Annotated in this window: 22 protein-coding genes; 6 read left to right on the top strand and 16 right to left on the bottom strand. The window is 69.7% G+C overall.

The window, feature by feature from the left end; all coding sequences use genetic code 11:
- Window positions 1–4: 4 nt before the first annotated feature.
- Window positions 5–724 (bottom strand): GNAT family N-acetyltransferase, encoded by a 720-nt coding sequence (locus JC881_RS17120; RefSeq protein WP_198786897.1) that lies wholly within the window; start codon window positions 722–724, stop codon window positions 5–7.
- A 126-nt stretch (window positions 725–850) separates the two neighbouring features.
- On the opposite strand from JC881_RS17120, the gene pdxR reads away from it, so the two are divergent.
- Entirely contained in the window at window positions 851–2335 is a 1485-nt protein-coding gene (pdxR, locus tag JC881_RS17115) for a MocR-like pyridoxine biosynthesis transcription factor PdxR (protein ID WP_198786896.1), read from the top strand.
- Between the two features lie 51 nt (window positions 2336–2386).
- On the opposite strand, the gene JC881_RS17110 is transcribed toward pdxR, so the two are convergent.
- Window positions 2387–2869: a response regulator transcription factor gene (locus JC881_RS17110; RefSeq protein WP_198786895.1), complete on the bottom strand. Its 483-nt coding sequence runs from the start codon at window positions 2867–2869 to the stop codon at window positions 2387–2389.
- A 198-nt stretch (window positions 2870–3067) separates the two neighbouring features.
- Between JC881_RS17110 and JC881_RS17105 the strand changes: the two genes are divergently transcribed.
- A complete protein-coding gene (locus JC881_RS17105; protein ID WP_198786894.1) occupies window positions 3068–4123 on the top strand; it encodes a helix-turn-helix transcriptional regulator in 1056 nt (351 codons plus the stop codon).
- Between the two features lie 24 nt (window positions 4124–4147).
- On the opposite strand, the gene JC881_RS17100 is transcribed toward JC881_RS17105, so the two are convergent.
- From JC881_RS17100 to JC881_RS17065, 8 genes are all read right to left on the bottom strand, one after another.
- Entirely contained in the window at window positions 4148–5119 is a 972-nt protein-coding gene (locus tag JC881_RS17100) for an ABC transporter substrate-binding protein (RefSeq protein WP_198786893.1), read from the bottom strand.
- A 26-nt stretch (window positions 5120–5145) separates the two neighbouring features.
- Complete coding sequence (locus tag JC881_RS17095) at window positions 5146–6303, bottom strand: c-type cytochrome (protein ID WP_198786892.1); 1158 nt, start codon at window positions 6301–6303, stop codon at window positions 5146–5148.
- A 1-nt stretch (window position 6304) separates the two neighbouring features.
- Complete coding sequence (locus JC881_RS17090) at window positions 6305–7114, bottom strand: ABC transporter ATP-binding protein (RefSeq protein ID WP_443083354.1); 810 nt, start codon at window positions 7112–7114, stop codon at window positions 6305–6307.
- A complete protein-coding gene (locus JC881_RS17085; RefSeq protein ID WP_198786890.1) occupies window positions 7087–8142 on the bottom strand; it encodes an ABC transporter permease in 1056 nt (351 codons plus the stop codon). The genes JC881_RS17090 and JC881_RS17085 overlap by 28 nt, the downstream gene beginning before the upstream one ends.
- Complete coding sequence (locus JC881_RS17080) at window positions 8139–9140, bottom strand: ABC transporter substrate-binding protein (protein ID WP_198786889.1); 1002 nt, start codon at window positions 9138–9140, stop codon at window positions 8139–8141. Before JC881_RS17080 ends, JC881_RS17085 begins: the two co-directional genes overlap by 4 nt.
- Before the next feature lie 116 nt (window positions 9141–9256).
- Window positions 9257–10081 carry a class II aldolase/adducin family protein gene (locus tag JC881_RS17075; RefSeq protein WP_198786888.1) on the bottom strand — a complete coding sequence of 275 codons (825 nt, stop codon included), beginning with the start codon at window positions 10079–10081 and terminating at the stop codon, window positions 9257–9259.
- Window positions 10082–10084: 3 nt separating this feature from the next.
- The gene (locus JC881_RS17070) at window positions 10085–11212 is read right to left on the bottom strand and encodes an LLM class flavin-dependent oxidoreductase (RefSeq protein WP_198786887.1); all 1128 of its coding nucleotides are present in this window, start codon (window positions 11210–11212) and stop codon (window positions 10085–10087) included.
- A 37-nt stretch (window positions 11213–11249) separates the two neighbouring features.
- On the bottom strand, window positions 11250–12263 hold the full coding sequence (locus tag JC881_RS17065; RefSeq protein WP_198786886.1) for an ABC transporter substrate-binding protein: 1014 nt from the start codon (window positions 12261–12263) through the stop codon (window positions 11250–11252).
- A 143-nt stretch (window positions 12264–12406) separates the two neighbouring features.
- Here JC881_RS17065 and JC881_RS17060 point away from each other — a divergent pair, with 143 nt between their 5' ends.
- The 4 genes from JC881_RS17060 to JC881_RS17045 are packed head-to-tail and all read left to right on the top strand — an operon-like array spanning window position 12407 to window position 16849.
- Entirely contained in the window at window positions 12407–13642 is a 1236-nt protein-coding gene (locus JC881_RS17060) for an acyl-CoA dehydrogenase family protein (protein WP_198786885.1), read from the top strand.
- On the top strand, window positions 13639–14619 hold the full coding sequence (locus JC881_RS17055) for an ABC transporter substrate-binding protein (RefSeq protein ID WP_198786884.1): 981 nt from the start codon (window positions 13639–13641) through the stop codon (window positions 14617–14619). The genes JC881_RS17060 and JC881_RS17055 overlap by 4 nt, the downstream gene beginning before the upstream one ends.
- Window positions 14616–15215 (top strand): cysteine dioxygenase, encoded by a 600-nt coding sequence (locus tag JC881_RS17050; protein ID WP_198786883.1) that lies wholly within the window; start codon window positions 14616–14618, stop codon window positions 15213–15215. Before JC881_RS17055 ends, JC881_RS17050 begins: the two co-directional genes overlap by 4 nt.
- Window positions 15212–16849 (top strand): rhodanese-related sulfurtransferase, encoded by a 1638-nt coding sequence (locus JC881_RS17045; RefSeq protein ID WP_198786882.1) that lies wholly within the window; start codon window positions 15212–15214, stop codon window positions 16847–16849. Before JC881_RS17050 ends, JC881_RS17045 begins: the two co-directional genes overlap by 4 nt.
- Before the next feature lie 69 nt (window positions 16850–16918).
- Here the strand turns inward: JC881_RS17045 and JC881_RS17040 are convergent, their stop codons facing one another.
- The 6 genes from JC881_RS17040 to JC881_RS17015 all read right to left on the bottom strand — a co-directional run bounded on the left by JC881_RS17040 (window position 16919) and on the right by JC881_RS17015 (window position 23148).
- Window positions 16919–18403: a DEAD/DEAH box helicase gene (locus JC881_RS17040; protein ID WP_198786881.1), complete on the bottom strand. Its 1485-nt coding sequence runs from the start codon at window positions 18401–18403 to the stop codon at window positions 16919–16921.
- Window positions 18404–18545: 142 nt separating this feature from the next.
- On the bottom strand, window positions 18546–19436 hold the full coding sequence (gene ypfJ / locus JC881_RS17035; protein ID WP_198786880.1) for a KPN_02809 family neutral zinc metallopeptidase: 891 nt from the start codon (window positions 19434–19436) through the stop codon (window positions 18546–18548).
- 111 nt (window positions 19437–19547) lie between these two features.
- Window positions 19548–20114: a dCTP deaminase gene (gene dcd / locus JC881_RS17030; protein ID WP_013542862.1), complete on the bottom strand. Its 567-nt coding sequence runs from the start codon at window positions 20112–20114 to the stop codon at window positions 19548–19550.
- Window positions 20115–20187: 73 nt separating this feature from the next.
- The gene (guaD, locus tag JC881_RS17025; RefSeq protein WP_198786879.1) at window positions 20188–21474 is read right to left on the bottom strand and encodes a guanine deaminase; all 1287 of its coding nucleotides are present in this window, start codon (window positions 21472–21474) and stop codon (window positions 20188–20190) included.
- An 88-nt stretch (window positions 21475–21562) separates the two neighbouring features.
- Window positions 21563–22546: a hypothetical protein gene (locus JC881_RS17020; RefSeq protein WP_198786878.1), complete on the bottom strand. Its 984-nt coding sequence runs from the start codon at window positions 22544–22546 to the stop codon at window positions 21563–21565.
- Window positions 22543–23148, bottom strand: a complete 606-nt coding sequence (locus JC881_RS17015; protein WP_198786877.1) for a short chain dehydrogenase — start codon at window positions 23146–23148, stop codon at window positions 22543–22545. Before JC881_RS17015 ends, JC881_RS17020 begins: the two co-directional genes overlap by 4 nt.
- Between the last annotated feature and the right edge of the window lie 82 nt (window positions 23149–23230).

The raw sequence follows: 23230 nt of genomic DNA, 5'->3' as shown, positions 1-23230 counted from the left end.
GCCCTCAGTCCGCGCGCGGCAGCCGGAACTTGTCCAGCGCCATGCGCTGCTTGCCCTGCGCATCGAAGTTCTCCGGCGCGAGCCAGCGCTCGAAGGCCGTGCGCAGCACGGGCCATTCGCTGTCGATGACCGAGAACCATGCCGCGTCGCGGCTGCGCCCCTTGTAGATGCTGTACTGCCGGAATACGCCCTCGGCCTGGAAGCCCAGGCGGGCTGCCGCGCGCTTGGAGGGCTCGTTGAAGCTGTCGCACTTCCATTCGTAGCGCCGGTAGCCCAGCACGTCGAAGACCAGCTTCATCAGCAGGTACTGCGCTTCGGTGGACATGGGCGTGTGTTTCAGCAGCGGCGAGAAATTGACGTGCCCGACCTCGATCACGCCGTTCGCCGCGTCGATGCGCATCAGCGACAGCGTGCCGATGGCCCGGCCGCTCTGCCTGTCGATGACGGCGAAATGCAGCGGGTCGGTGGTTTGCGCAAGGCGCTCGACGTGGGCGCGCATGGCATTCGGATCGGCGGGCCGCTCCACGCCCAGGTAGGTCCAGTCGCGGGCATCGGGGGCCTGCGCGTAGGCGGCGTGCAGGTCGTCGGCGTGCTTCGCGGCGTTCACCGGCTCGAGCGTGCAGCAGCGGCCTTCGACGGGCTCGCGCGGCGGCAGCGGGCGGGCGCTCCATTCGGGCATGAGGGGGCCGAGGGATTGACCGAATTCGTTATGGCGGGCTGGCATGAATGAAGAGTCTTTCAGGAGCGAGGAAGCGGCGATGCCGGAGAACGGTAAAGTACGCCCACCGTGGCGCCATGAAAAGTACCACGATGCGCTAATTTCGTGGTGCCACGCCCGCCCATCGCTTTCATGCCGAACCCGCCAGACCTCGCCGCACTGCTCGAATCCCCGCTCGCCAGGGACCGCGACGCCGGCCCGATGCAGCGCCAGCTGCACGAGCGCCTGAAGCGCGCCATCCTCGACGGCCGCCTCGCCCCGGGCAGCCGGCTGCCCGGCTCGCGCGCGCTGGCCGAGGCGCTCGCCATTTCGCGCAACACCGTCACCGCCGCCTACGAGCACCTGGCCGCCGAGGGCTACGTGCAGCCCGACCGCCAGGGCACGCGGGTGACCGAGCTGTCGTCGCCCGCCCTGCCCCGGCGCGCCGGCAAATCGGCCGTCACGCCCGCCACGCCCGCCACCGCGCGGCGCCTGGCCGCCATCAAGCCCGGCACGCCCTTCACCGAACCCGACGCGGCCTTGCGCCCCGGCGTGCCGGCCCTCTCGCACTTTCCCGCGGCGGCCTGGCGGCGCGCGCTCGACCGCGCCATCCGCACCGCGAGCCCGGCCACGCTCGGTTACGGCAACCCGCTGGGCGAGCCCCGGCTTCGCGCGGCCATCGCGCGGCACCTGGCGATCGCGCGCGGCGTGCGGTGCGCGCCGCGGCAGGTCGTCATCGCCGAAGGCGCGCAGGAGGCCATCTCGCTGTGCGTGCGGCTGCTGTCGAACCCCGGCGAAACGGGCTGGATCGAAGAGCCCGGCTACCGCGGCGTGAAGTCGGCCATGCGCGCCGGCGACCTGCGCATGGTGCCCATCCGCGTCGATGCCGAGGGCCTCTGCGCGAGCGCGCGGGACTGGCGCGAGCACCCGCCGCGCCTGGTCTACACGACGCCCTCGCACCAGTACCCGGCCGGCGCGGTGCTGGGCATCGCGCGCCGGCTCGCGCTGATCGCGCAGGCGCGAGCGCACGGCGCCTGGATCATCGAAGACGACTACGACAGCGAGTTCCGCCACACCGGCGAGCCCATCGGCGCGATGCAGGGGCTGGTGCCCGATGCGCCCGTGCTCTACATCGGCACCTTCAGCAAGACGATGTTCCCGTCGCTGCGGCTGGGCTTCCTCGTGCTGCCCGAGCAGCTCGTGGCCGGCGTGCAGGCGCCGCTGGAGGAAATGCTGCGGGGCGGCCACCGCCACGAGCAGCTGGCCATGGCCGACTTCATCGAGAGCGGGCAGTTCGGCCGGCACCTGGGCCGCATGCGGCGGCTGTACCGCGACCGGCAGCAGGCGCTGCGGCTGGCGCTGACCCGGCACCTGAAAGTGCCGCACGAGATCGACGGCGGCTACTGCGGCCTGCACCTGACCGTGCGCCTGCCGCCCCGCTTCGACGACCGGCAGATCGCCGCCGAGGCCCTGCGCCACCACCTGGCGCCCGTGGCCCTGTCGAGCTTCGCGGTGCAGCCGCTGCCATCGGACAACGGGCTGGTGCTGGGCTACGGCAACACGTCGGCGGAGCTTTTCGAGCCGCTGGTCAAGCGCCTGTCGCAGCTGGCGCGCGCCGCGGCACGCAGCGGCGCCTGACGCGCTCGCACGAGCCGGCGGAACCGGCGGAACCGGCGGAACCGGCCATTGCTATTGCGCGCGGCCTGCGTCCCAGCTCAGCAGGCCCAGCTCCATCGCCTTGCGAACCGCCCGGGTCCGCGAGTTGACGTCGAGCTTGCGGTAGATGCTCTTGATCTGCGTGTCGATGGTGTTGCCCGAGCGGCTGAGCGCCTGGGCGATCCGGCGGTTGGTCCACCCCTGCGACACCAGCTGCAGCACCTGCAGCTCGCGCGGCGACAGCGGCCCGCCCGACGGCGCCTCGCCGGCGGGCGATGCGGCGTCCGCGCGCGGCTTCGTCTCGATGGCCGAGGGCGCGCGGGATTTCGCGGCCGCGGCGATCAGGGCCAGCATGTGGCGCGCGATGCGCGTGGCGCCGGGCGCTTCGCCGCGCTCCATGGAAAACATCAGGGCGGCCAACTCGTCCTCGTCGGCCTCGTTGTAGAGATGACCGAACGTACCTGCAGTGGCGGCGGTTGCAACAGTTGCAGAGGGATCGGTTTTTCCTGTGGGCATTTCAGTACTCGCTCGCTCAAGAAATCGGGTTCGGCCATGCGGCCGCGCGAAGGCAAGAGTGGTCGCACCGGTTCGGCGGACTTGACCGTCCGTCTCACTTATTGAGAGAATTCCGCCGGTTCTGCGCTTTTTTTAACGGTTTTTCCCGTTCATTGGTGCAGGAACCTCGCCGTCGCAGCTCGCGAACTTTCCCTCCCAATGACCCTTCTGCCCCCCCGAGGCACCTCCCCGGCCTCCTTGCTTGCGGCACACGGCGGCGGCGTGGCGCACAGCCACTTCAGCGTGCTGGGTGAGCCGCGGCAGCGGCAACTGCTGGCCTGGCGGGAGCGCGTGGGGCACGTGATCGACGTGCTGCCGTCCAGGGCCGACGTCGAGCACCCCTTCAACGCACAGATCGATCGCTACAAGGTCGAGGGCCTCCTCTTCACCGATTGCCGCTCCGACGCGATGCTGCTGGAGCGCTCGCTGGCGCGCATTTCCACGGACAGCGTGCGCGACTACGTCTTCCACGTGTTTGCCGAGGGCGGCGTCGACGACATCGCGCTGCGGCACGGCGCGTCCGCCGCCATCCCCACCGCGAAGATCCTGGCGCTGGACATGAACCAGCCGGTGCGCATGCGGCGCAGCCACTGCCGGGTGCTGACCTTCTTCGTGCCGGCCGCGCTGGTGCAGGAGACCTTTCCCGACCCCGAGGCCATCCACGGCCGCACGGTGCAGGACACGTCGCCGCTCACGCGGCTGGCGCTCGAACACGTGGCCGCCCTGGGCGCCAACATCTCGGCCATGACCGCCGCCGCGGCCGACAGCGCCGTGCGCACGGCCGCGCAACTGGTGGTCGCGGCCTTCGGCAAGCAGGCGGGCCTGAGCGGCAATGCGCGCTCGGCGGCACGGGCCGCGCTGTTCGGCCGGGTGCGGCGCCACATCCAGGCAAACCTGCACCGCGCCGAGCTCACGCCCGAGGGCGTGCTCAGCGCGCTGCACCTGCCGCGCCCGACGGTCTACCGCATGTTCCAGCACGAAGGGGGCCTGGGCGCCTACATCCGGCACCTGCGGCTGCGCCAGGCCGCCGACGAGCTCGCCCGCTACCCGCACATGATGGTGACGGACGTGGCCTATGCGGTCGGCTTCAAGAGCGCGTCGGACTTCACCCGCGCCTTTCGCCGGGCCTATGGCATGGCACCGCAGGAGTTTCGCGCGCTCTCGCAGACGTACCGGGCCGATCCTCCAGACCCCTGGCAACTGCCGTCCGCCTGACCCGCGGCACCTGACCTGCGACGCCTAGCCGGCGACGCCGAAGCCGGTGTCGAACGTGCCCTTCACATCGAGCGGCTGCTTGATGAGCCCCACCTGCCGGTAGAAGTCCGCCGTGCCCTGCTGGTCGGCGATGACCTGCGCGTCGATGGCCACCCACTTCTGCTGGCGCCGCTCGAACTGCAGCTTCGCCGCCTCGGGTGGGATGCCGATGATGCGGGCCAGCGCGGCCGAATAGGCATCGACGTTGCGGTACGACCAGAGCTGCGCCTTCACCACGCGCTGCAGGAAGTCCTGCAGCACCGGCCGCTTGGCCGCGATGGCCGCATCGGTCGCCGCAAGGTAGCTCAAGCCGGGCAGCAGCCCGCGCCCGCTCACCAGCACGCGCGCATGGCGGCTCACCTCGGCCAGCGCGGTGTAGGGCTCCCAGGTGGCCCAGGCATCGACCGAGCCCTGCGTGAGCGCGAGCTTGGCGTCGGCCGGCGCGAGGAAGCGCAGGTTCACCTCCTCGGGCTTCAGACCCGCCGCTGTGATGGCCTTGAGCGTCACGTAGTGGCCGATGGAGCCGCGGTTGGTGGCGATGCTCTTGCCCTTGAGGTCGGCCGCGCTCTTGAGCGGCGAATCGGGGCGCACGAGCACTGCGGTGCCGTAGGAGTCGGAGCGGTTCGCGCCGATGGCCTTGACGCGCGTGCCCGCGGCCAGCGCGAAGATCAGCGGCGCATCGCCGATGGGGCCCGAATCGACCGCCGCCGCGTTCAGCGCTTCGGCCAGCGGCGCGGCCGCGGGAAATTCGGACCACTGGATGTCGTAGCCGAGCCCTTCGAGACCGCCGGCCGCTTCGAGCAGCGCGCGCAGCCCGCCCTTCTGGTCGCCGGCCTTGAGCACCGGGCGGCCCTGCGCGCGGGCCGGCAGCGAGAAGGCGGGCAAGGCGGCGGCCGTGGCGGCGGCGAGGCCTTGGTTGAGGAGCTTGCGGCGTGAGGTGTCGAGGTTCGAGGTCATGGTTCTTTCGTGTCCGGTGAAAAAAATCAGTGAATGAAGCCGCCCTTGACGAAGCGCACCGGCTCCGCGTCCATGCGGGCGATGAGTGCGCCCAGCCCATCGGCGGGCAGTGCGGTGCCGTTCGCCGACGCGGCAGGCGCGCGTTCGCTGCGGCACAGCAGGTCGTCGTCGGACCAGCCCGCCTTGCCGGGCTCGCCGCGCGCGCGCAGCCAGCCGTCGCGGTCGGCGATGAGCTGCGTGCCGGCGAGGCGGTCGGTGCCGGCGATCAGGGCGAGCGCCTCCCAGGCGGCGGGCGAATCGGCCACGCAATCGGCTGCGGCCGGCGCGGCTTCCGACGGCGCGACCAGCTGGACCGTCACGAGCCGCGGGTCTTCCGCCGGCGCGGCGTTGCCTGCCACGATGCGCACGCGCTGCCCGCGCCAGCTCGCGAGCAGCCGCGGCGGCTGCGCGCCGCAGCGCACCGCCATGTCGGGCAGGCCGATGGGCTGCGGCCAGTTGCCGAGCGCGCGCAGGCTCTGGCCCGCGCCCTGGGCCTTCATGTAGTCGATCAGCGCCCAGGCATCGGCTTCGTCCAGCCGCGCGGCGAAGCCCGGCATCGTGGGCTGCCGCCGCGCATCGCGCGTGCCGTGCAGGATGTGCCAGAGCAGGTCGCCATCGGCGCGCCGCCACAGCAGCGGGCCGCTGAGGTTCGGCGGCCACACCGCGAGCGAAGCGGCCAGCGGCCCCTCGCCCTTGCCGTCCGCGCCGTGGCAGGCCATGCAGTTCTGCGCATAGAGCACGCGGCCCTTGGCAATGGAGGCGGCGGTGAAGCCCGTGGGCGACGACTGGAAACTCGTCGGCGTCGCTGGCACCAGCACCACCTGCGCCTCGGGCCATGGCGCTGCGATCAGCAGCATCGGCACCAGCGCGAAGAGGTAGAGCCGCGGACGCCGCCAGGCCAGCGCAAGCAGCAACGCCAGCGCCGCGACGGCCACGCACACCAGCGTCCACGCGAGGCTGCGTGCCTGCCCGGCATCGATCAGCAGGTTCTCGCCCGAGAGCCGCAACGCCCATGGCCACGCCGGCTGGCCATGCGCCTGCGCCGCGAGCCCGAGCGCATCGAGCACCCGCAGCAGTTGCAGTTGCGTGCCCTGGAGCAGGCCGATCAGCAGGTTGAGCCAATCGGCCTCGGGCGTGCTGTTCATCTCACCAGGTGGCGTCGAGCCCCAGGTGCCGCAGCGCTTCGTGACGCAGCTCTGCGAGCCGCGCGTGGCCGCGATGCCGCGGATACGGCAGGTCGACCACAATCTCCGCTGCGATGCGCGCCGGCCGGTCGCTCAGCACGATCACACGGTTGGCGAGGAAAAGCGCCTCTTCCACGTCGTGCGTCACCAGCAGCGCCGAGAAGCCCGCGCGCTGCCACAGGTTGACCAGCTCGCTCTGCATCGCGATGCGCGTGAGCGAATCGAGCTTGCCCAGCGGTTCGTCGAGCACCAGCAGTTGCGGGTCGTTGACCAGCGCACGCGCCAAGGCCACGCGCTGCGCCATGCCGCCCGAGAGCTGGTGCGGAAAGGCCTTGGCGAAATCGGTGAGGCCCACGAGCTTGAGCGCCTCGTCCACGCGCCCGCGCTGGGCCTTCAGCACACCGCGCGCCTGCAGGCCGAGCGCCACGTTGTCCCACACGCTGCGCCACGGGTAGAGCGTCGGGTCCTGGAAGACGACGATGCGCGACGGGTCGGGCCGCGTGATCGCCGCATCGTCCTGCGTGATGCGGCCGGCGGTGGCGGGCTCCAGGCCCGCGACCAGCCGCAGCAGCGTCGACTTGCCGCAGCCGCTCGGGCCGAGCAGCGCGACGAATTCGCCGGGCTTCACCGTGAGGTCGATGTCGTCGAGCACCTGCAGCGGGCCCGCGGGCACGTCGAACCAGTGACTCACGCCGTGGATGTCGATCCGCGCGCCGGCCTGGCGCACAGCGGTGTCGGCAATGGCTACCACTTCACGGTCCCCTTCTGCCACGACAGCACGCGGTCGCGCACCTTGAAGAGCAGCGTGATGAGGCCCGAGCACAGCACGGCCATCACGATCAGCGCGGCGTACATGTTCGAGTACGAGGCCCAGCCCTGCGCCCACGACAGGTAGAAGCCCAGGCCCGCCTTCACGCCCATCATCTCGGCCGTCACGAGCACCGAGAACGCGGCGCCCAGCCCCATGAACAGGCCCACGAACACCTGCGGCAGCGCGGCGGGAATCGCCACGCGCAGCACCAGGAAGCGCTCGCTCGCGCCCATGGTGCGCGCCACGTCGTAGTAGTTGCGGTTGACGCCGGCCACGCCCGACCAGGTGAGCACCGCCACCGGAAAGCCCGTGGCGAGCGCGATCAAAAACACCGCCGCCGCATAGCTCGACGGAAAGAAGAAGAACGCGAGCGGCAGCAGCGCCGAGGCCGGCACCGGCCCGACGAAGCGCAGCACCGGATGCACCCAGTAGCCCGCGATGCGCGACCAGCCGATGGTCACGCCCGTGAGAAAGCCCGCGAGCGCGCCCAGCACGAAGCCGTGGGCGAGCAGGCGCGCCGAATGCAGCAGGCTTTCGCCGAGGCGGCGCCAGTCGTCGATGTAGGTCTCGACCAGGCTTTGCGGTGGTGCGAAGAACGGCGTGGGGAGCAGCGCGAGCTTGGCCGTCGCGATCTCCCAGACGGCGAAGAGCACCGGCAGCGCGACGAGCCACGGGCCTGCGGGCCGCAGCACGCGCGCCACGCGGCCCGCGCGCGAGCCGAGCAACGCGACGGCCAGCAGCAGCGCGCCCACGGCGATGGCCGCGATGCCGAACTCGTCCGTGTACGCCCAGTCGCTGAAGCCCACCGCCTTGTTCGGCCAGTAGACCGTGAGCAGGCCGAGCGCGAGCCACGCCGCTGTCGCGAGCACGCCGGTGCGCCAGAAACCTTCGGCGGCGCGCGCGGGGAAAGCGGCCTTAGCGGCCTTGGCACGGCGCCAGTTCCCCGACGCGGTCGGCGCCTCCAGCACCCGATCGATGACCGCGCTCATGCCAGCGGATCGAAAGACACGTGCTCCGCGAAGCGCACCGGATCGGTTGTCTTCTTGAGCACGCCGACGCTGCGGAAATCGCGCGCGTAGAACGCCACCTCGTCGCGCAGGTTCTTGCCCAGCGGATGGTGGTTGTGCGTGAGCGTGCCGAGCAGCGCGCGCAGGTCCTCGATCGGCACCTTGGGCGAGTACTTCGCAAAGAGCTTGGCCGATTCGTTCGGGTTCTCTGCCACGTAGTCCGAGGCCTGCGCGATGGAACGCACGAGCGCCGCGACGGTCGGCTTGTCCTTGCGCACCAGCTCGCCGCGCGCGCCGACGATGCAGCAGACCTTGTCCTTGTATTCGCCCGAGAGGTTGCTCGCCACCTCGACGAACGCGCCCTTGTTGCGCTTCTCGATCAGGTAGACGTTCGGGTCGCCGTCGGCAATGGCGTGGATCTCGCCCTTCTGCACCGCGATGTCCAGCAGGTCGGCCGGGTACTGGCGCCAGGTGACGTCGCGGTCGGCATCGATGCCGTTCTTGGCCAGCAGGATCGAGAAGAAGTTCTTGCCCGGGCTCGCGATGTCCGACACGCCGATGATCTTGCCCTTCAGGCTCGCGAGGTTGGTCACGCCCGCAGCCTTGGCGCCCACCAGGCGCACACAGCCGCCGTGCGAGCTGCCCACGATCTTCACGTCGAAGCCCGACTCCAGCGGCTTGAGCCAGCGGTGGATCATGCCCACGGCCGCATCGGCCTTCGCGGTGGCGAGCGATTCGAGCAGCTGGTCGGTGGAACCCGTGTAGTTGATCAGGTCCACCTGCAGCCCGTTGCGCTCGAAGTAGCCGCGCTCCTGCGCCACCACCACCGGCGAGAGGCAGAACGCGGCGGCGTTCCATGCGAAGGTGAGCTTGCGCGCCTGCTGCGAGAACGCCTGCGAGGCGATCAGGCCGCCCGAGGCGACCACGGCGGCGGCGCCACTTGCGCGCAGCACGCTGCGGCGGGAAAGGGATGCGGTCATAGGCGGATTCCGGAAGATGTCATGCGTTACGAGCCGTTCGGGCTGAGCTTGTCGAAGCCTTGCGCGGCGCTTCGACAAGCTCAGCGTGAACGGTTTCTATTGAACGGGTCCTGGCCTCAAAGCAGCAGCTCGGGTTCCGCTTCCACGAGGCCTTCGTAGAGGCTGTAGAAGGAATGGATGGCCCCCTCCGGGCCGCCGATCTGGCTGTGCGTATGGCGCGCTGTTTCCTCGTCGATCGCCTGCGGCTTGCCCGCGGCTTCTGCGAGGAGCTGCGTGTGGCAGGCGTTGTCGAGCGCGATGTACCACCACGCGGCGGCCTCCACCGTCGGGCCCGCGGTCAGGATGCCGTGGTTCTTGAGGATCGCGCCCTTCTTGTCGCCCAGCGCATGCGCGATACGGTCGCCTTCGCTGGTGTCGACCACCATGCCGGTGAAGTCGTCGAAGAGCGCCACGTCGTCGTGGAACACGCAGCTGTCCTGCGTGATCGTGTCGAGCTTGCGGCCCAGCGTGGACCAGGCCTTGCCGTAGGTCGAATGCGTGTGGGCGGCGGCGACGATCTTCGGGTTGTGCTCGTGGATCGCGGCGTGGATCGCGAAGGCGGCCTTGTTGAGCGGCCTGTCGCCGATCACCGTCTCGCCCTTCGAATTGACCAGCAGCAGGTCGGACACCTTGATGCGCGAGAAGTGGATGCCCAGCGGGTTGACCCAGAAGTGATCGGCAAGCTCCGGATCGCGCGCGGTGATGTGGCCCGCGAGTCCCTGCGCGAAGCCGAAACGCGCGAACAGGCGGAACGCGCCCGCCAGGCGCTCCTGCCGGTGGCGGCGCTCGGCCTGCACGCTGGTGCGCGGCGGGACCGGGTCGAACCAGTACTTCTGCTGCGGGTTCGGGTTGAGCTTGAGCGGCTGGGTCGCGCTGCGGTCGATGGAAAGAACGGCGCTCATCGCTCAGGCCGCCTTGCGTTGCGATTGCGCGCGCTGCGCGACGAGTTCGCGCGTGCGAGGAATCAGCTCGCGCCCGTAGTCGGTCGCGTCTTCCAGCGGATCGAAGCCGCGGATGAGGAACGTCGTCACGCCCAGGTCGTAGTAGTCCAGCAGCGCATCGGCCACCTGCTCGGGCGTGCCGACCAGCGCGGTGCTGTTCGAGCGGCCGCCGATTTCCTGTGCGACGGCCGTCCACAGGCGCTTGTCCACGCGCGGACCCTTGTCGGCCGCGGCGAGCAGGCGCTTGGCGCCCTCGCTTTGCTGCGGGCCGCCGCGGTTGTAGCCCTGCACCACGCGCAGGCGCTTCGTCTCGGCCAGGATGTTCTCGGCGCGCGCCCACGCGGCCTCTTCGGTCTCTGCGAGGATCGGGCGGAACGACACCGAGAAGCGCACGCTGCGCCCGTGCCTGGCTGCTTCTGCGCGCACGCGCGTCGTGAGCTCGCGCGCCTGCTCGAGCGATTCGCCCCATAGCGCATACACATCGGCGTACTTGCCGGCGACCGGAATGGCCGCCTCCGACGCACCGCCGAAATACACCGGCACATGCGGCTTGCCGTTGCGCGTCTGCAGCGGCTTCACTTCGGAGAACGCGTTCTGGTAGTGGTAGTGCGCGCCTTCGTGGTCGAAGGGCTTGTCGGCGGTCCACACCTTGTGCAGCACGTCCAGGTATTCGTCGGTGCGGGCGTAGCGCTGGTCGTGGTCGAGCCAGTCGCCGTCGCGGCGCTGCTCTTCGTCGGAGCCGCCCGAGATGTAGTGCACGCCCAGGCGCCCGCCGCTGAACTGGTCGAGCGAGGCGAACTGCCGCGCCGCGAGCGTGGGTGCGACGAAGCCCGGGCGGTGCGCGAGCATGAAGTGGATGCGCTCGGTGACCGAGGCCGCGTACGCCACGGTGAGCGTGGCATCGGGGCCGGTCGAATGGTGCGGCACCAGCACGCGGTCGAAGCCGGCATTCTCGTGCGCCTGCGCGAAAGCGCGCACGTAGTCGCGGTCGATGGCCGGGCCCTTGGCGGCATGGATCTCCGAGACCTTCTGGCCCTGGATCATGCCGATGAATTCAACGTCGCTCTGGGTGTTCTGGGTGGTCTGGCTCATGGGAGTCCTTTGTTTGTTGTCGAGGTTTGGGGGGTGTTCAGACGGCGGGCAAGCGCAGCGCGTTCTCGAAGCTGCGGTCCCACAGCGGCTTCACATCGGCGGGGCCGTCGAGCACGCCGATCTTCAGGAAGGTGTCGGCCACGTCCTGGTGGCTGCGCACCACGGCGTCGGTGACCGGGCCGAGGCTGTAGTCGCCGCTGCGGCCATTGAAGAGTTCGACCAGGTCGCCGACCGGCACGCGCGTCTCGGCCGACTGCGCGCGCGCATAGGCGAGGAAATTGCCGTTGATCCATGCGAACGAACGCTGCAGCCGCTGCAGCAGGTCGCTCAATGCCGCGCGGCGCAGCGTGTCGTCCAGCGCGCGCGGGTTGGCGTAGATCGGGAAGTTGCCCGAGAGATAGCCCACGCCGGTCTTGATGACCCGCGCGCCGTACTGGGTGCGCGCGATCTGGCCGTTGTAGCCGTAGATGGCCCACGCATCGAGGTCGCCGCGCGCGAAGGCCGAAAGGCCGTCCGAGGGGGTGAGGCTCACGGCCTGGATGTCGCTGAACGAGAGGCCCGCCTCGGCCAGTTGCTTGGCCAGGTAGTAGTGCGAGGTGGTGGCGCGCACGTAGCCCACGCGCTTGCCCTTGAAGTCGGCGATCGAGCGGATCGGTGCGTCCTTGCGCGCGAGCGTGGCCTGGTTGTTGAGGTCTTCGTGCGTCACGGCCACCAGGCGCACGCTGGACTTCTGGCGCGCCGCGAACACCGGCGGAATCTCGCTGCCCGAGCCCAGGTCGAGCGCATCGCCGTTGATGGCCTCGATGTGCAGCACGCCGTTGTTGAGCTCGCGCCAGTCGATCCTGTAGGGCGTGTTGGCCTGGCCCGAGGCCTGCAGCAGCGGGCGCCACAGGCCCTTGTAGGTGCCGACGCGCAGGGTGACGCCCGAGAGTGAGGCCTGGTCGCGCGACGGCGCTGCGGCCTGCGCGGCGCCGCTCCCCAGGCCGGCAGCGGCCCATGCGGCGGCCATCTGCAGCAGGCTGCGGCGATCGAGCGGGACATCGAGTTTCATGCGTTGCGGTCTTTCTTCTCCAGCACTGGAGGCAAGCGTGACCGTACCGAGCCGCCCCGCAAATGCGAACGCAGAAAAACGAGTTTGCATATGCGGGATGCGTCGTTTTCGGCGCGCCGACAGGCCGGTACCGTGCGGGAACCATGAGTGCACTCCCCTTGCGCCGCCCGTCGGCCACGCCTGAAGAACCTTCCCCCTCCGCCACCGTCGATGCCACGCTGCTGGCCCGGCTGTCGGCACAGTTCGCGGCCACCGCCGCCGACTACGACCGCAGCGGCGCCTTCCCGCAAGAGAACTTCGAGGCCCTACAGGCGAACGGCCTCGTCGGCCTGGTCGCCCCCGCGGTACATGGCGGCGGCAGCGCCACGCTGGCGACGGCCCGGCGCGTGATCGCGGCCGTGGCGCGCGGCGAGCCGGCCACGGCGCTCATCCTCACGATGACCTACCTGCAGCACCATGCGCTCACGCGCGGCGACAACCGCTGGCCGCCGCAACTGCGCGAACGCGTGGCGCGCGACGCGGTGGAGCGCGGTGCGCTCATCAACGCGCTGCGCGTGGAGCCGGCGCTCGGTTCGCCTTCGCGCGGCGGCCTGCCATCGACCATCGCGAGGCGCGAAGGCAACGGCTGGACGATCGACGGCCACAAGCTCTACACCACCGGCATCGAGGGCCTGACCTGGCTCGCCGTGTGGGCGCGCACCGACGAGGCGACGCCGCGCACCGGCGTGTTCCTGGTGCCGCGCCATGCCCCCGGCGTGCGCGTGATCGCCAGCTGGGACCACCTGGGCCTGCGCGCCTCGGGCAGCCACGAAGTGATCTTCGAGAACGTCGCGATCGACCTGGACCACGCGGTCGACCTGCGCGCGCCCGCCGACTGGGCGCCCGACGCCGGCAGCCAGACCGACATCGACGCGCACGCCACCCAGCAAGCCTGGATGGTCGTGCTGCTCGGCAGCCTCTACGACGCGGTGGCGCAGGCCGCGCGCGACTGGCTGGTGGGCTTCTTGAACCAGCGCGCACCCGGCAGCCTGGGCGCGCCGCTCGCGAGCCTGCCGCGCGTGCAGGAGCATGTCGGCGAGATCGAGGCGCTGCTGCGCACCAGCCGCGTGCTGCTCGACGACGCGGCCTCGGCCGTCGACAACGGCCACGCGCAGCCGGCCACCGACAGCGGCCTCCTCAAGTACACGGTGACGAACAACGCGATCCGCGTGGTCGAGCTAGCGCTGCAGCTGAGCGGCAACCACGGCCTCACACGGCAGAACCCGCTGGAGCGCCACTACCGCGACGTGCTGTGCAGCCGCATCCACACGCCGCAGAACGATGCGATCCTGGTCGGCGCGGGCAAGCGCGCGCTGCTGGCGACGGGAGTTGCCGCATGACCGATCTGCTGTTTTCCAAGGCCTCGCGCCGCAGCTGGTTGAAGCAAGGCGCCGCGCTCTCGCTGGCCGCGACCGGCACGCTGCGTGCGTGGGCGCAGCCGCAGACCACGCTGATCCTCGGCGACCAGGCCGGCGGCCTGCGTTCGCTGTTCGAGGCGTCGAAAGCGCTCGAAGGCGCGCCGTTCGCTTACCGCTGGGCCAATTTCCAAGGGGCCGCGCCGCTGTTCGAGGCGCAACGCAGCGCGGCCGTCGACACCGCGATGGCCGGCGACCTGCCGGTGCTGGCCGCGGCCGTCGGCAAGACGCCGCTGAAGATCGTCGCCACGCGCGTCGGCAAGGCCGATTCGCTGGGCATCGTGGTGCAGCCCGACTCAACGCTGCGCAGCGTGAGCGACCTGCGCGGCAAGACGGTGATCGTCTCGTCGGCGCGCGGTAGCATCTCGCAGTACCAGCTCTACGGCGCGCTCGAAGAGGCCGGCGTGCCGCGCAGCGAGGTGACGGTGAAGTTCGTGCTGCCGACCGATGCGGCGGCCGCGTTCGCATCGAAGCAGATCGACGCGTGGGCCGTCTTCGATCCGTACTACACGATCGCGGTGCAGCAGGGCGGGCGGATCCTGCGCGACGGGCGCGGCATCAACACCGCGCTGGGCTTCATCACCGCGAGCGAGCATTCGCTGGCCGATCCGGCCCGGCGCGCGGCCATCGTCCAGTTCCTGGACCGGCTGGGCCGCGCGGGCGACTGGGCGCTGGCCAATCCCGAGGCCTATGCGCAGGCGTACAGCCAGCTCACGCGCTTGCCGATCGAGTCGGCGCGCATCATCACGGCGCGTGCGTCGGTGGCGGGCCGGCCGGTGAGCGAGGCGGACATCGTCGCGCTACAGGCCGTGGCCGACCGCTCGGCGCGCGACGGCATCCTGCCGGTGCGCGTGGACGTGCGCGCCATCACCGACACCCAGCTCTGGAAGCGCTCCGCGTGATCGCGCCGCTGCGCGATTTCGTCGGCGCCTTCGGCCGGCTGCTCGACAGCGCACCCGACGAACCGCGCATCCTCTCCGAAGGCGGCGCGCTGCTGCGCACGCTGGTGGCGCGCGACGACTGGCTGCCCGATGCCTTCGCGCGCCCCGACCCCGCGCGCTACCAGCAGTTTTTGCTGCATGCCGACAGCACCGAGCGCTTCTCGGTCGTGAGCTTCGTCTGGGGGCCGGGGCAGGCCACGCCGGTCCACGACCACACGGTGTGGGGCCTCATCGGCATGCTGCGCGGCGCGGAGTACAGCCAGGGCTACGCGTTCGACGGCGAGGGCCGCGCGCAGCCGCGCGGCGACGCGGTGCGGCTCGATGCGGGCGACGTGGAGGCCGTGTCGCCCACCGTCGGCGACCTGCACCGCGTGCACAACGCGCATGCGGACCGCGTGTCGATCAGCATCCACGTCTACGGCGCCAACATCGGCGCGGTACGGCGGCATACTTACCCGGCCGAGGGCGGGCGCAAGCCTTTCGTCTCGGGCTACGCCAACACGCTGCTTCCCAACCTCTGGGACCGCTCCGAAGAACTCAGATCGACCTTCGCATGACGACCGCTGCCTTTCCCCTTGTGTCCTTTGCCGCTGTGTCCTTTGCCGTTGTACGCGAACGCCTCCTCGCGCGCGAAGAGACGGCGCTGCTCGACGTGCGCGAGGAAGACCCGTTCGCGCATGAACATCCGCTGTGGGCCGCGAACCTGCCGCTCTCGAAGATCGAGATCGAAGCCTGGCGGCGCATTCCGCGACTGGACACGTTCATCGTGCTGTACGGCGCGCACGGCGGCACCGATCTCGCGCCGCTCGCGGCGCGCACCCTCGCCGCGCTCGGCTACACGAACGTGCACCTGCTCGAAGGCGGCCTGGAAGGCTGGCGCGCGGCGGGCGGCGAGCTGTTCCGCGACGTGAATGTGCCCAGCAAGTCGTTCGGCGAACTGGTCGAGCACGAACGGCACACGCCGTCGCTCTCCGCGCCCGAAGTGAAGGCGCTGGTCGAGGCCAAGGCCAACGTGGTCGTGCTCGACGCGCGCCGCTTCGACGAGTACCAGACGATGAGCATTCCGTCGGCCACGAGCGTGCCCGGCGCGGAGCTGGTGCTGCGGGTGCGCGAGCTCGCGCCCGATCCGGCCACGCAGGTGATCGTCAATTGCGCGGGTCGCACGCGCAGCATCATCGGCACGCAGTCGCTGGTGAATGCGGGCATTCCGAACCCGGTGGCGGCGCTGCGCAACGGCACCATCGGCTGGAAGCTCGCGGGGCAGGTGCTGGACCATGGGGCTGACCGGCAGGCGCCCGCCGCGGTGTCCGATGCGCACCGCGTGCAAGCACAGGCCGATGCGCGGCGCGTGGCCGATGCAGCCGGCGTGCGACGCATCGCGCTCGATGCGTTGCAGACGCTGGGGGCGCCGCACCGCACCGTCTATCGCTTCGACGTGCGCACGCCCGAGGAATATGCGGCGGGCCACCTGCCCGGCTTTGCGAGCGCGCCCGGCGGCCAGCTGGTGCAGGAGACCGACCATCAGGTGCCCGTGCGTGGCGCGCGCATCGTGCTGGCGGACGACGATGGCGTGCGCGCGTCGATGAGCGCGTCGTGGCTCGCGCAGATGGGGTGGGAGGTCTATGTGCCCGACGTGGCGCCTTCCGCTTCTGCGTTCACCGAGAAGGCTGTGCCCTCGCCTACCTACCCGCCGGTTGCGGCGGCCGTCGGAGAGATCGCGCCCAAGGCGCTGGCCGACTTGCTGAAACACCCCGGCACCGCCGTGCTCGACGTGACCACCAGCGCCAACTATGTGAAGCGGCACATCCCCGACGCCTGGTATGTGATTCGCGCGCAGCTCGCGGGCGCCATCGATGCGGTGATTCCTGCATCGCAGCGCTATGTGCTGACGTGCGGCAGCAGCCTGCTCGCGCGCTATGCCGCGGCCGATCTGCGCGCGCTGCTCGATGCGCGTGGCCAGCGTGATGTCGAAGTGCTGGTGCTCGCTGGTGGCAATGCGGCATGGTTCGCAGCGGGCCTCGAAGCGAAGACCGGCGAGACGCACCTTGCGACGGCGCGCACCGATCGCTATCGCCGCCCCTACGAAGGCACCGATGCACCCGCGGAGGCCATGCAGGCGTACCTCGATTGGGAGTACGGCCTCGTCGAGCAACTGGGGCGCGACGGAACGCATCACTTCAAGGTGATCTGACCGTTCAGGTATGCGCCAAAGAAAAAGGCCGGGGATCACCCGGCCTTTTTTTCGCAGCGCTGGAACCGATCAGCTCGGCTCGGCGCTCTTGAACAGCGCCGCGACCTTGCGCTTGCTCTTGATGTTGCTCGAGATGCCGCGCGCGGGCGCTGCCTTGGCGGCGGCTTCCCATGCCGGCGTGGCGTCGGCCTCGCCCGGCTCGTAGGGCTTGTCGAAGAACGGATCGCGCGGTGCCGAAGGCGCACGGTGCGGGCGTCCGCCACCGCCGGTGCCACGGCGGGGGGCGTCGGCACCGAAGCTGCTGGTGCTGCGTTCGCGCGGCTGGTCGAGCACGTCGCGTGCATCGCCGGCTTCACCTTCTTCGCGCCAGTGGCGGCGTCCGTCGTTGATGCGGCCGCGCGGGCGGTCTTCTTCGAACTCGACGGGTTCGAGCTCGATCTTCTTCTTGATCAGCTTCTCGATGTCGGCCACCAGGCGCGCATCGTTGCCGCCGCTGGCAAAGCTCACGGCCAGGCCCGAGGCGCCGGCGCGGCCGGTGCGGCCGATGCGGTGCACGTAGTCTTCGGCGTTGAACGGAATGTCGAAGTTGAAGACGGCGGGCACATCCTTGATGTCGAGGCCCCGGGCCGCGACATCGGTGCACACCAGCAGGTCGACTTCGCCGGCCTTGAACGAGGCGAGCGCCTTCAGGCGTTCGTCCTGGCTCTTGTCGCCGTGCAGTGCGGTGGTACGCAGACCGTCGCGCTCCAGCGAGCGTGCGAGGCGCGCGCAGCCGAGCTTGCTGTTGACGAACACGAAGGCCTGCGTGATGCCGCGCTGCTTGACGATCTGCTTGAGCGCGCGGCGCTTGTCGTCGTCCGAGACGCTGTAGAAATGCTGCTCGACGGTGGAGGCCGTTTCGTTCGGCCGCGCCACTTCGATGGTGACCGGGTTCTGCAGGTAGCTGCCGGCCAGCCGCTTGATTTCAGGCGAGAACGTGGCCGAGAACAGCAGCGTGGTCCGCTGCTTGGGCAGGTAGCTCAGGATGCGCTGCAGGTCGGGCAGGAAGCCGATGTCCAGCATGCGGTCGGCCTCGTCGAGCACGACGTATTCGACCTGGTTGAGCACCGCGTTCTTGGCTTCGATGTGATCCAGCAGGCGCCCCGGCGTGGCCACCAGCACCTCGACGCCCCTCTTCAGTTCCAGCGTCTGCGGCTTCATGTCGATGCCGCCGAACACCACCGTGCTGCGCAGGTTCGTGTACTTGGCGTACAGCTTGACCTGTTGCGCGACCTGGTCGGCCAGCTCGCGCGTGGGCAGCAGCACGAGCGCGCGCACCGGGTGCCGCGCGGGCGAGGTGGAGGCGTTTTCGTGCTTGAGCATGCGCTGCAGCAGGGGGAGCGAGAACGCTGCCGTCTTGCCGGTGCCGGTCTGCGCGGCGCCCATCACATCCTGGCCCGAAAGCACGACCGGAATGGCCTGCTCCTGGATCGGTGTCATGGTCTCGTAGCCCATTTCGGCTACGGCGCGGGCCAGCGGTTCTGCCAGCGATAGATTGGAGAAGGAGCTTGTCATTGAGCCCGCTATTGTCGCATTGCCGCAAAAAACGGCAGTGACGGCGCCGTGACAACGCCCGCGCCACCGATATTGCTATTTATTCAATAGCACTCGGGTCAATGAACATGGGCCCTGCGGGCCCATGAATCTCAAGGACCGATCAAAGATTGCGCGCGTTGAAGGTATCGCACGACTTCATGTCGCCGCTCTGGTAACCCGCGCCGAACCACTTCTGGCGCTGTGCGCTGGAGCCGTGGGTGAAGCTGTCGGGCACCACCGCGCGGCCCGCGGAACGCTGCAGCGCGTCGTCGCCGATCTTCTGCGCGGCGTTCATGGCGGCCTCGATGTCGCCCGGGTCGAGCCACTTCTTCGATTCCTGCGAGTGGTGCGCCCACACGCCCGCAAAGCAGTCGGCCTGCAGTTCGACGCGCACGCTCACCGCGTTGTTCTGCGACTGGCTCAGCCGCCCGCGCATGCCGTCGACCTTGGCGGTGATGCCCAATTCGTCCTGCACGTGATGGCCGACTTCGTGCGCGATGACGTAGGCCTGCGCGAATTCGCCCGGCGCGCCGAGCTGGTTCTTGAGCGTCTCGTAGAAACCGAGGTCGATGTAGACCTTCTTGTCGCCCGGGCAGTAGAACGGGCCCATGGCCGATTGCCCGGTGCCGCAGGCCGTGGGCGTGGCGCCGCGGAACAGCACGAGCCGGGGCGCCTGGTAGCTGCCGCCGTTCTGCCGGAAGATGTCGGTCCACACCACTTCGGTGTTCTTGAGCACGGTCGAGACGAAGGCCGCTTCGCGATCGCCCGACGGCGGCTTGGGCGCGGGGCCCTGCGGCGCCTGCTGCACCTGGGCCGGACCGCCGCCGCCGCTGAGCAGGCTCAGCACGGTGAGCGGGTTGATGCCGAAGACCCAGCCGGCGATCAGCGCGACCGCGATGGTGCCGATGCCGATGCCGCGCCCGCCGATGAAGCCGCCGCCACCGCCGCCCCCACCACCTTCGCCGCGGCGATCTTCAACGTTGTCCGATTGTTCGTTGCCTTCCCATCTCATCGCAGTCTCCTTCCCGGCGTGCACAACAACTGTTGCCGGATAGTTGCTGGATGGTACTTGCCCCGGGACGGCCCGGGGTAACCGGGCGTCAGTGCCGAACCCGCCGCCGCGTCAGGTTTTCGGCAGAGTGACGCCGCGCTGGCCCTGGTACTTGCCGCCGCGGTCCTTGTAGCTGGTCTCGCAGACTTCGTCGCTCTCGAAGAACAACACCTGCGCGCAGCCTTCGCCCGCGTAGATCTTGGCCGGCAGCGGCGTGGTGTTGCTGAATTCCAGCGTCACGTAGCCTTCCCATTCGGGCTCGAACGGGGTCACGTTGACGATGATCCCGCAACGCGCGTACGTGCTCTTGCCAAGGCAAATGGTCAGCACGTTGCGCGGGATGCGGAAGTACTCGACGGTGCGCGCCAGCGCGAAGCTGTTGGGCGGGATGATGCAGTAGTCGCCGTGCATGTCCACGAAGCTCTTCTCGTCGAAGTTCTTCGGATCGACCACGGTGCTGTGGATGTTGGTGAAGACCTTGAATTCAGGCGCGCAACGGATGTCGTAGCCGTAGCTCGAGGTGCCGTAGCTGATGATCTTGTGGCCGGAGGCCTCGCGCACCTGGCCGGGCTCGAAGGGCTCGATCATGCCGGTCTGCTCGGCCATGCGCCGGATCCATTTGTCGCTCTTGATGCTCATATGCGGTCGCTGATGCTGCTGCGGGGGGAATGGCGCGAATTGTGGCACGCGCCAAACGGCCCGCCCTCCCCGCTCAGCCCGCCTGCGAAATCACCGTGCGCTCGACCAGCCGGTCATCGCCCAGCACGATCATCGCGAAGAGCAATTCTTCCAGCGTGTTCGCCAGCTTCGTCTTGCGCGCCAGCAGCGGCGTGGCCGACGGGTTCAGCACCAGGAAGTCGGCCTCGCACCCCGGCTGCAGATTGCCGACCACGCCACCCAGCCCCAGCGAACGCGCCGCGCCGCCGGTGTGGTGCCACCACAGGCGCGAGGGCGGGATGCTCAGGCCGGTCTTGGTCTGGCCTTCGCGGCCCACGTAGTAAGCGGCCAGCATGGTGTGGAAGGGGCTGAAGCTCGTGCCGCCGCCCACGTCGCTCGCAAGGCCGTAGGGCGACTCGATGCGGTCGGCCGCGCCGAAGTCGAAGAAGCCGCTGCCCAGGAAGAGGTTGCTCGTCGGGCTCACGGCCGCGGCGGTTTTCGTCTCGCGCATCAGGCGGCGGTCTTCGTCGTCGATGTAGATGCAGTGCGCGTACACGGCGCGCTCGCGCATCAGGCCGAAGCCGGCGTACACGTCCAGGTACGAGCGCGACTTCGGGTAGAGCTCCCGCGCCCACTGCACCTCGTCGCGGTTCTCGGCCACGTGCGACTGGATCCAGGTGTCGGCGTACTTCGCGGCCAGTTCGCCCGCGCCGCGCATCTGCGCATCGGTGCTGGTGGGCGCGAAGCGCGGCGTGATGGCGTAGCCCAGGCGATCCACGTTGTGCCACTTGCGGATCAGCGATTCGGTGTCGATGAGGCTCTGCTCGGTTTCGTCGCGCACGCCGTCGGGCGAGTTGCGGTCCTGCAGCACCTTGCCGGTGATCATGCGCAGCCCGCGGCGCTGCGCGCTCTCGAAGAAGGCATCGACCGAGGCGACGTGCGAGGTCGCGAAGGTGAGCGAGGTGGTCACGCCGTTGCGCAGCAGCTCGTCGAAGAACACATCGGCCACTTCGCGCGAATGCGCCGGGTCGACGAATTTGCTCTCGGCGGGGAAGGTGTAGTTCTCGAGCCAGGGCAAGAGGCCCGGCGAGGGCGCGCCGATGATGTCGGTCTGCGGAAAGTGGATGTGCATGTCCACGAAGCCCGGCGCGAGGATGCGGCCCGGCAGGTGGGTCACGTCGGCATCGGGATGGCGCGGCGACACGGCGGCGTGGCTGCCGGCATCGACGACGCGCTGGCGGCCGGCGGCATCGGGGGCGACGACGAGCAGGCCGTCTTCATCGAAAACGGGCAGGCCCGCGTCGTCGAATCGCAGGAGGGAGGCGCGGTAGGCTTTTTTCATCGTGGCTGCGGAGGGTAATCCAGCCCCGCGCCGCCGCAATTTCCATGCGCATATGAGTGCTATACGCGGAACGCACTCTCCGGCGCCCTCAATCCCGCGGCAACGCGTGCGACTGGATGTCGAAGGGCACGCCGGGCGGCACGGCCCCGTCGCCGTCCTTGCGCTTCGTGAGCAGCGCGTACTTCGACTCGATGAAATAGACGCGATCGCCCAGCACCGCGCCCGAGGACGGATCGTTGAGCCCCGCCACCACCGTTTGCAATCCGAGCTTCGCGCCATCGACGCGCGCCACCGTGACCTTGCCGCCGTACGGCCCGTCGCCGAAGGCATTGCTCTCGAACAGCACCAGCCGCCCGGGCTTCCAGGCGCGGATCGCGTCGACGTTCTTCATCACGCGCGGCGCCTCGATGCGCGTGACCTCGCCGGCCTGGCCGTCCGCGTTCAACCCGATGCGCAGCAGGTGCGACGACGCCGCCACGAGGCTCACGTAGACGTCGCGCCCGCCATCGATGGCGATGCCATTCAGTCCCTTGTAGGGGCCTTCGCCGGCGAGCGCTGGGTCTTCCTTCCACACCGTGAGCGCGGCCGCGCCCGGCGCGAGCCGCAGCACGCGCGGATGAAAAGAGTCCGTCACGTAGAGGTTGCCGCGCGCGTCTTGCGCCAGGTCGTTGCAGTAGCCTGCATCGGGCATCGCGTAGCTCGCGCGCGGCGCGCCGGTGGCGAGGTCGTAGCGCTTGAGCGCGCTCGGCGTCTGCGGCACGGTGGTGAAGCCGCTGTTGCCCGAGCAGACCCACAGGGCCCGGTGTTTCGCATCGACCAGCACGCCCTGCCCGTTCGCGAGGCCATCGGCACCGGGCTTCACCAGCACCTGGGCCTTCGGCGCAGCGCCCGGCTTCAACTTGGCGACAGCGCCCTGGCGCCAGCTGCCGACGTAGAACGCACCGTCCGGTCCGATGGCGACGCTTTCCGGATACCAGTCCTCGGGCAGCGCCTGCACGTCGGGCGGTGCGGCGGTGGCCGCGGTCATGGCGAGCGCGAGCAACGCGCCGGCCAGCCGTGTGCGCCTGCTCATTGCCACACGCGCAACACGCGCCCCGTCAGCGGTCCTTCGATGCTGCGCACATAGGCCAGCGCCACGCGCGCGGCCGGCACGGTCTCGACGCCCGGAAAGAGCGCGCCATACGCGGCCAGCGATTCGGTCAGCAGCGTCGGGCTCACCGCATTGATGCGCAGGCCCCGCGGCAGCTCGATCGCCGCGCCTTTCACGAACCCCTCGACCCCCGCATTCACCGCCGCCGCATTGCTTCCGCCACGGACCGGGTCTTCGGCCGCGACGCCCGTGGTCAGCGTGATCGAGCCGCCATCGGCCAGCACGTGCTGGCCCAGCAGCGCGAGCCGCACCTGGCCGAGCAGCTTGTCCTGCAGGCCCACGTTGAAATCGGCCGGCCGCATGTCGGCGAGCGGACCGAAGAACAGGCCGCCCGTCGCCGAGACGATCGCATCGACGCGCCCCACCGCCGCATACAGCGCCTGGACGCTCGCGTCATTGGTGATGTCGACCTGCGCGTCACCGCGCGTGCGCCCTGCCCGCACCACCTCGTGCCCGCGGTCGGCCAGCACCTGGGCCACCGCACTGCCTATGGCGCCCGTAGCGCCCACCACAAGAATCTTCATGAGAAACCTCGCCGAATGAATCAGGAAGCGCCCATTGTTTTGCGAATGGATAGTTTGATAAATTGCCATCCGGTTCGGCAAT

Origin of the sequence: Variovorax sp. IB41, from assembly GCF_016405905.1 — a bacterium.
Taxonomy (GTDB): Bacteria; Pseudomonadota; Gammaproteobacteria; order Burkholderiales; family Burkholderiaceae_C; genus Variovorax.
Note: the sequence above shows the minus strand (reverse complement) of the source record. Positions and strands in the feature narration are given on the sequence as shown.

Excerpts from the sequence above, each read along its gene's own strand:
- JC881_RS17070 (WP_198786887.1), bottom strand. The coding sequence starts at position 11,212 with ATGAGCCAGACCACCCAGAACACCCAGAGCGACGTTGAATTCATCGGC.
- JC881_RS17075 (WP_198786888.1), bottom strand. The coding sequence starts at position 10,081 with ATGAGCGCCGTTCTTTCCATCGACCGCAGCGCGACCCAGCCGCTCAAG.
- JC881_RS17105 (WP_198786894.1), top strand. The coding sequence starts at position 3,068 with ATGACCCTTCTGCCCCCCCGAGGCACCTCCCCGGCCTCCTTGCTTGCG.
- JC881_RS17095 (WP_198786892.1), bottom strand. The coding sequence starts at position 6,303 with ATGAACAGCACGCCCGAGGCCGATTGGCTCAACCTGCTGATCGGCCTG.
- JC881_RS17120 (WP_198786897.1), bottom strand. The coding sequence starts at position 724 with ATGCCAGCCCGCCATAACGAATTCGGTCAATCCCTCGGCCCCCTCATG.
- JC881_RS17085 (WP_198786890.1), bottom strand. The coding sequence starts at position 8,142 with ATGAGCGCGGTCATCGATCGGGTGCTGGAGGCGCCGACCGCGTCGGGG.
- JC881_RS17065 (WP_198786886.1), bottom strand. The coding sequence starts at position 12,263 with ATGAAACTCGATGTCCCGCTCGATCGCCGCAGCCTGCTGCAGATGGCC.
- JC881_RS17110 (WP_198786895.1), bottom strand. The coding sequence starts at position 2,869 with ATGCCCACAGGAAAAACCGATCCCTCTGCAACTGTTGCAACCGCCGCC.
- JC881_RS17060 (WP_198786885.1), top strand. The coding sequence starts at position 12,407 with ATGAGTGCACTCCCCTTGCGCCGCCCGTCGGCCACGCCTGAAGAACCT.
- JC881_RS17045 (WP_198786882.1), top strand. The coding sequence starts at position 15,212 with ATGACGACCGCTGCCTTTCCCCTTGTGTCCTTTGCCGCTGTGTCCTTT.
- JC881_RS17040 (WP_198786881.1), bottom strand. The coding sequence starts at position 18,403 with ATGACAAGCTCCTTCTCCAATCTATCGCTGGCAGAACCGCTGGCCCGC.
- pdxR (WP_198786896.1), top strand. The coding sequence starts at position 851 with ATGCCGAACCCGCCAGACCTCGCCGCACTGCTCGAATCCCCGCTCGCC.
- JC881_RS17080 (WP_198786889.1), bottom strand. The coding sequence starts at position 9,140 with ATGACCGCATCCCTTTCCCGCCGCAGCGTGCTGCGCGCAAGTGGCGCC.
- ypfJ (WP_198786880.1), bottom strand. The coding sequence starts at position 19,436 with ATGAGATGGGAAGGCAACGAACAATCGGACAACGTTGAAGATCGCCGC.
- dcd (WP_013542862.1), bottom strand. The coding sequence starts at position 20,114 with ATGAGCATCAAGAGCGACAAATGGATCCGGCGCATGGCCGAGCAGACC.
- JC881_RS17055 (WP_198786884.1), top strand. The coding sequence starts at position 13,639 with ATGACCGATCTGCTGTTTTCCAAGGCCTCGCGCCGCAGCTGGTTGAAG.
- guaD (WP_198786879.1), bottom strand. The coding sequence starts at position 21,474 with ATGAAAAAAGCCTACCGCGCCTCCCTCCTGCGATTCGACGACGCGGGC.
- JC881_RS17100 (WP_198786893.1), bottom strand. The coding sequence starts at position 5,119 with ATGACCTCGAACCTCGACACCTCACGCCGCAAGCTCCTCAACCAAGGC.
- JC881_RS17020 (WP_198786878.1), bottom strand. The coding sequence starts at position 22,546 with ATGAGCAGGCGCACACGGCTGGCCGGCGCGTTGCTCGCGCTCGCCATG.
- JC881_RS17015 (WP_198786877.1), bottom strand. The coding sequence starts at position 23,148 with ATGAAGATTCTTGTGGTGGGCGCTACGGGCGCCATAGGCAGTGCGGTG.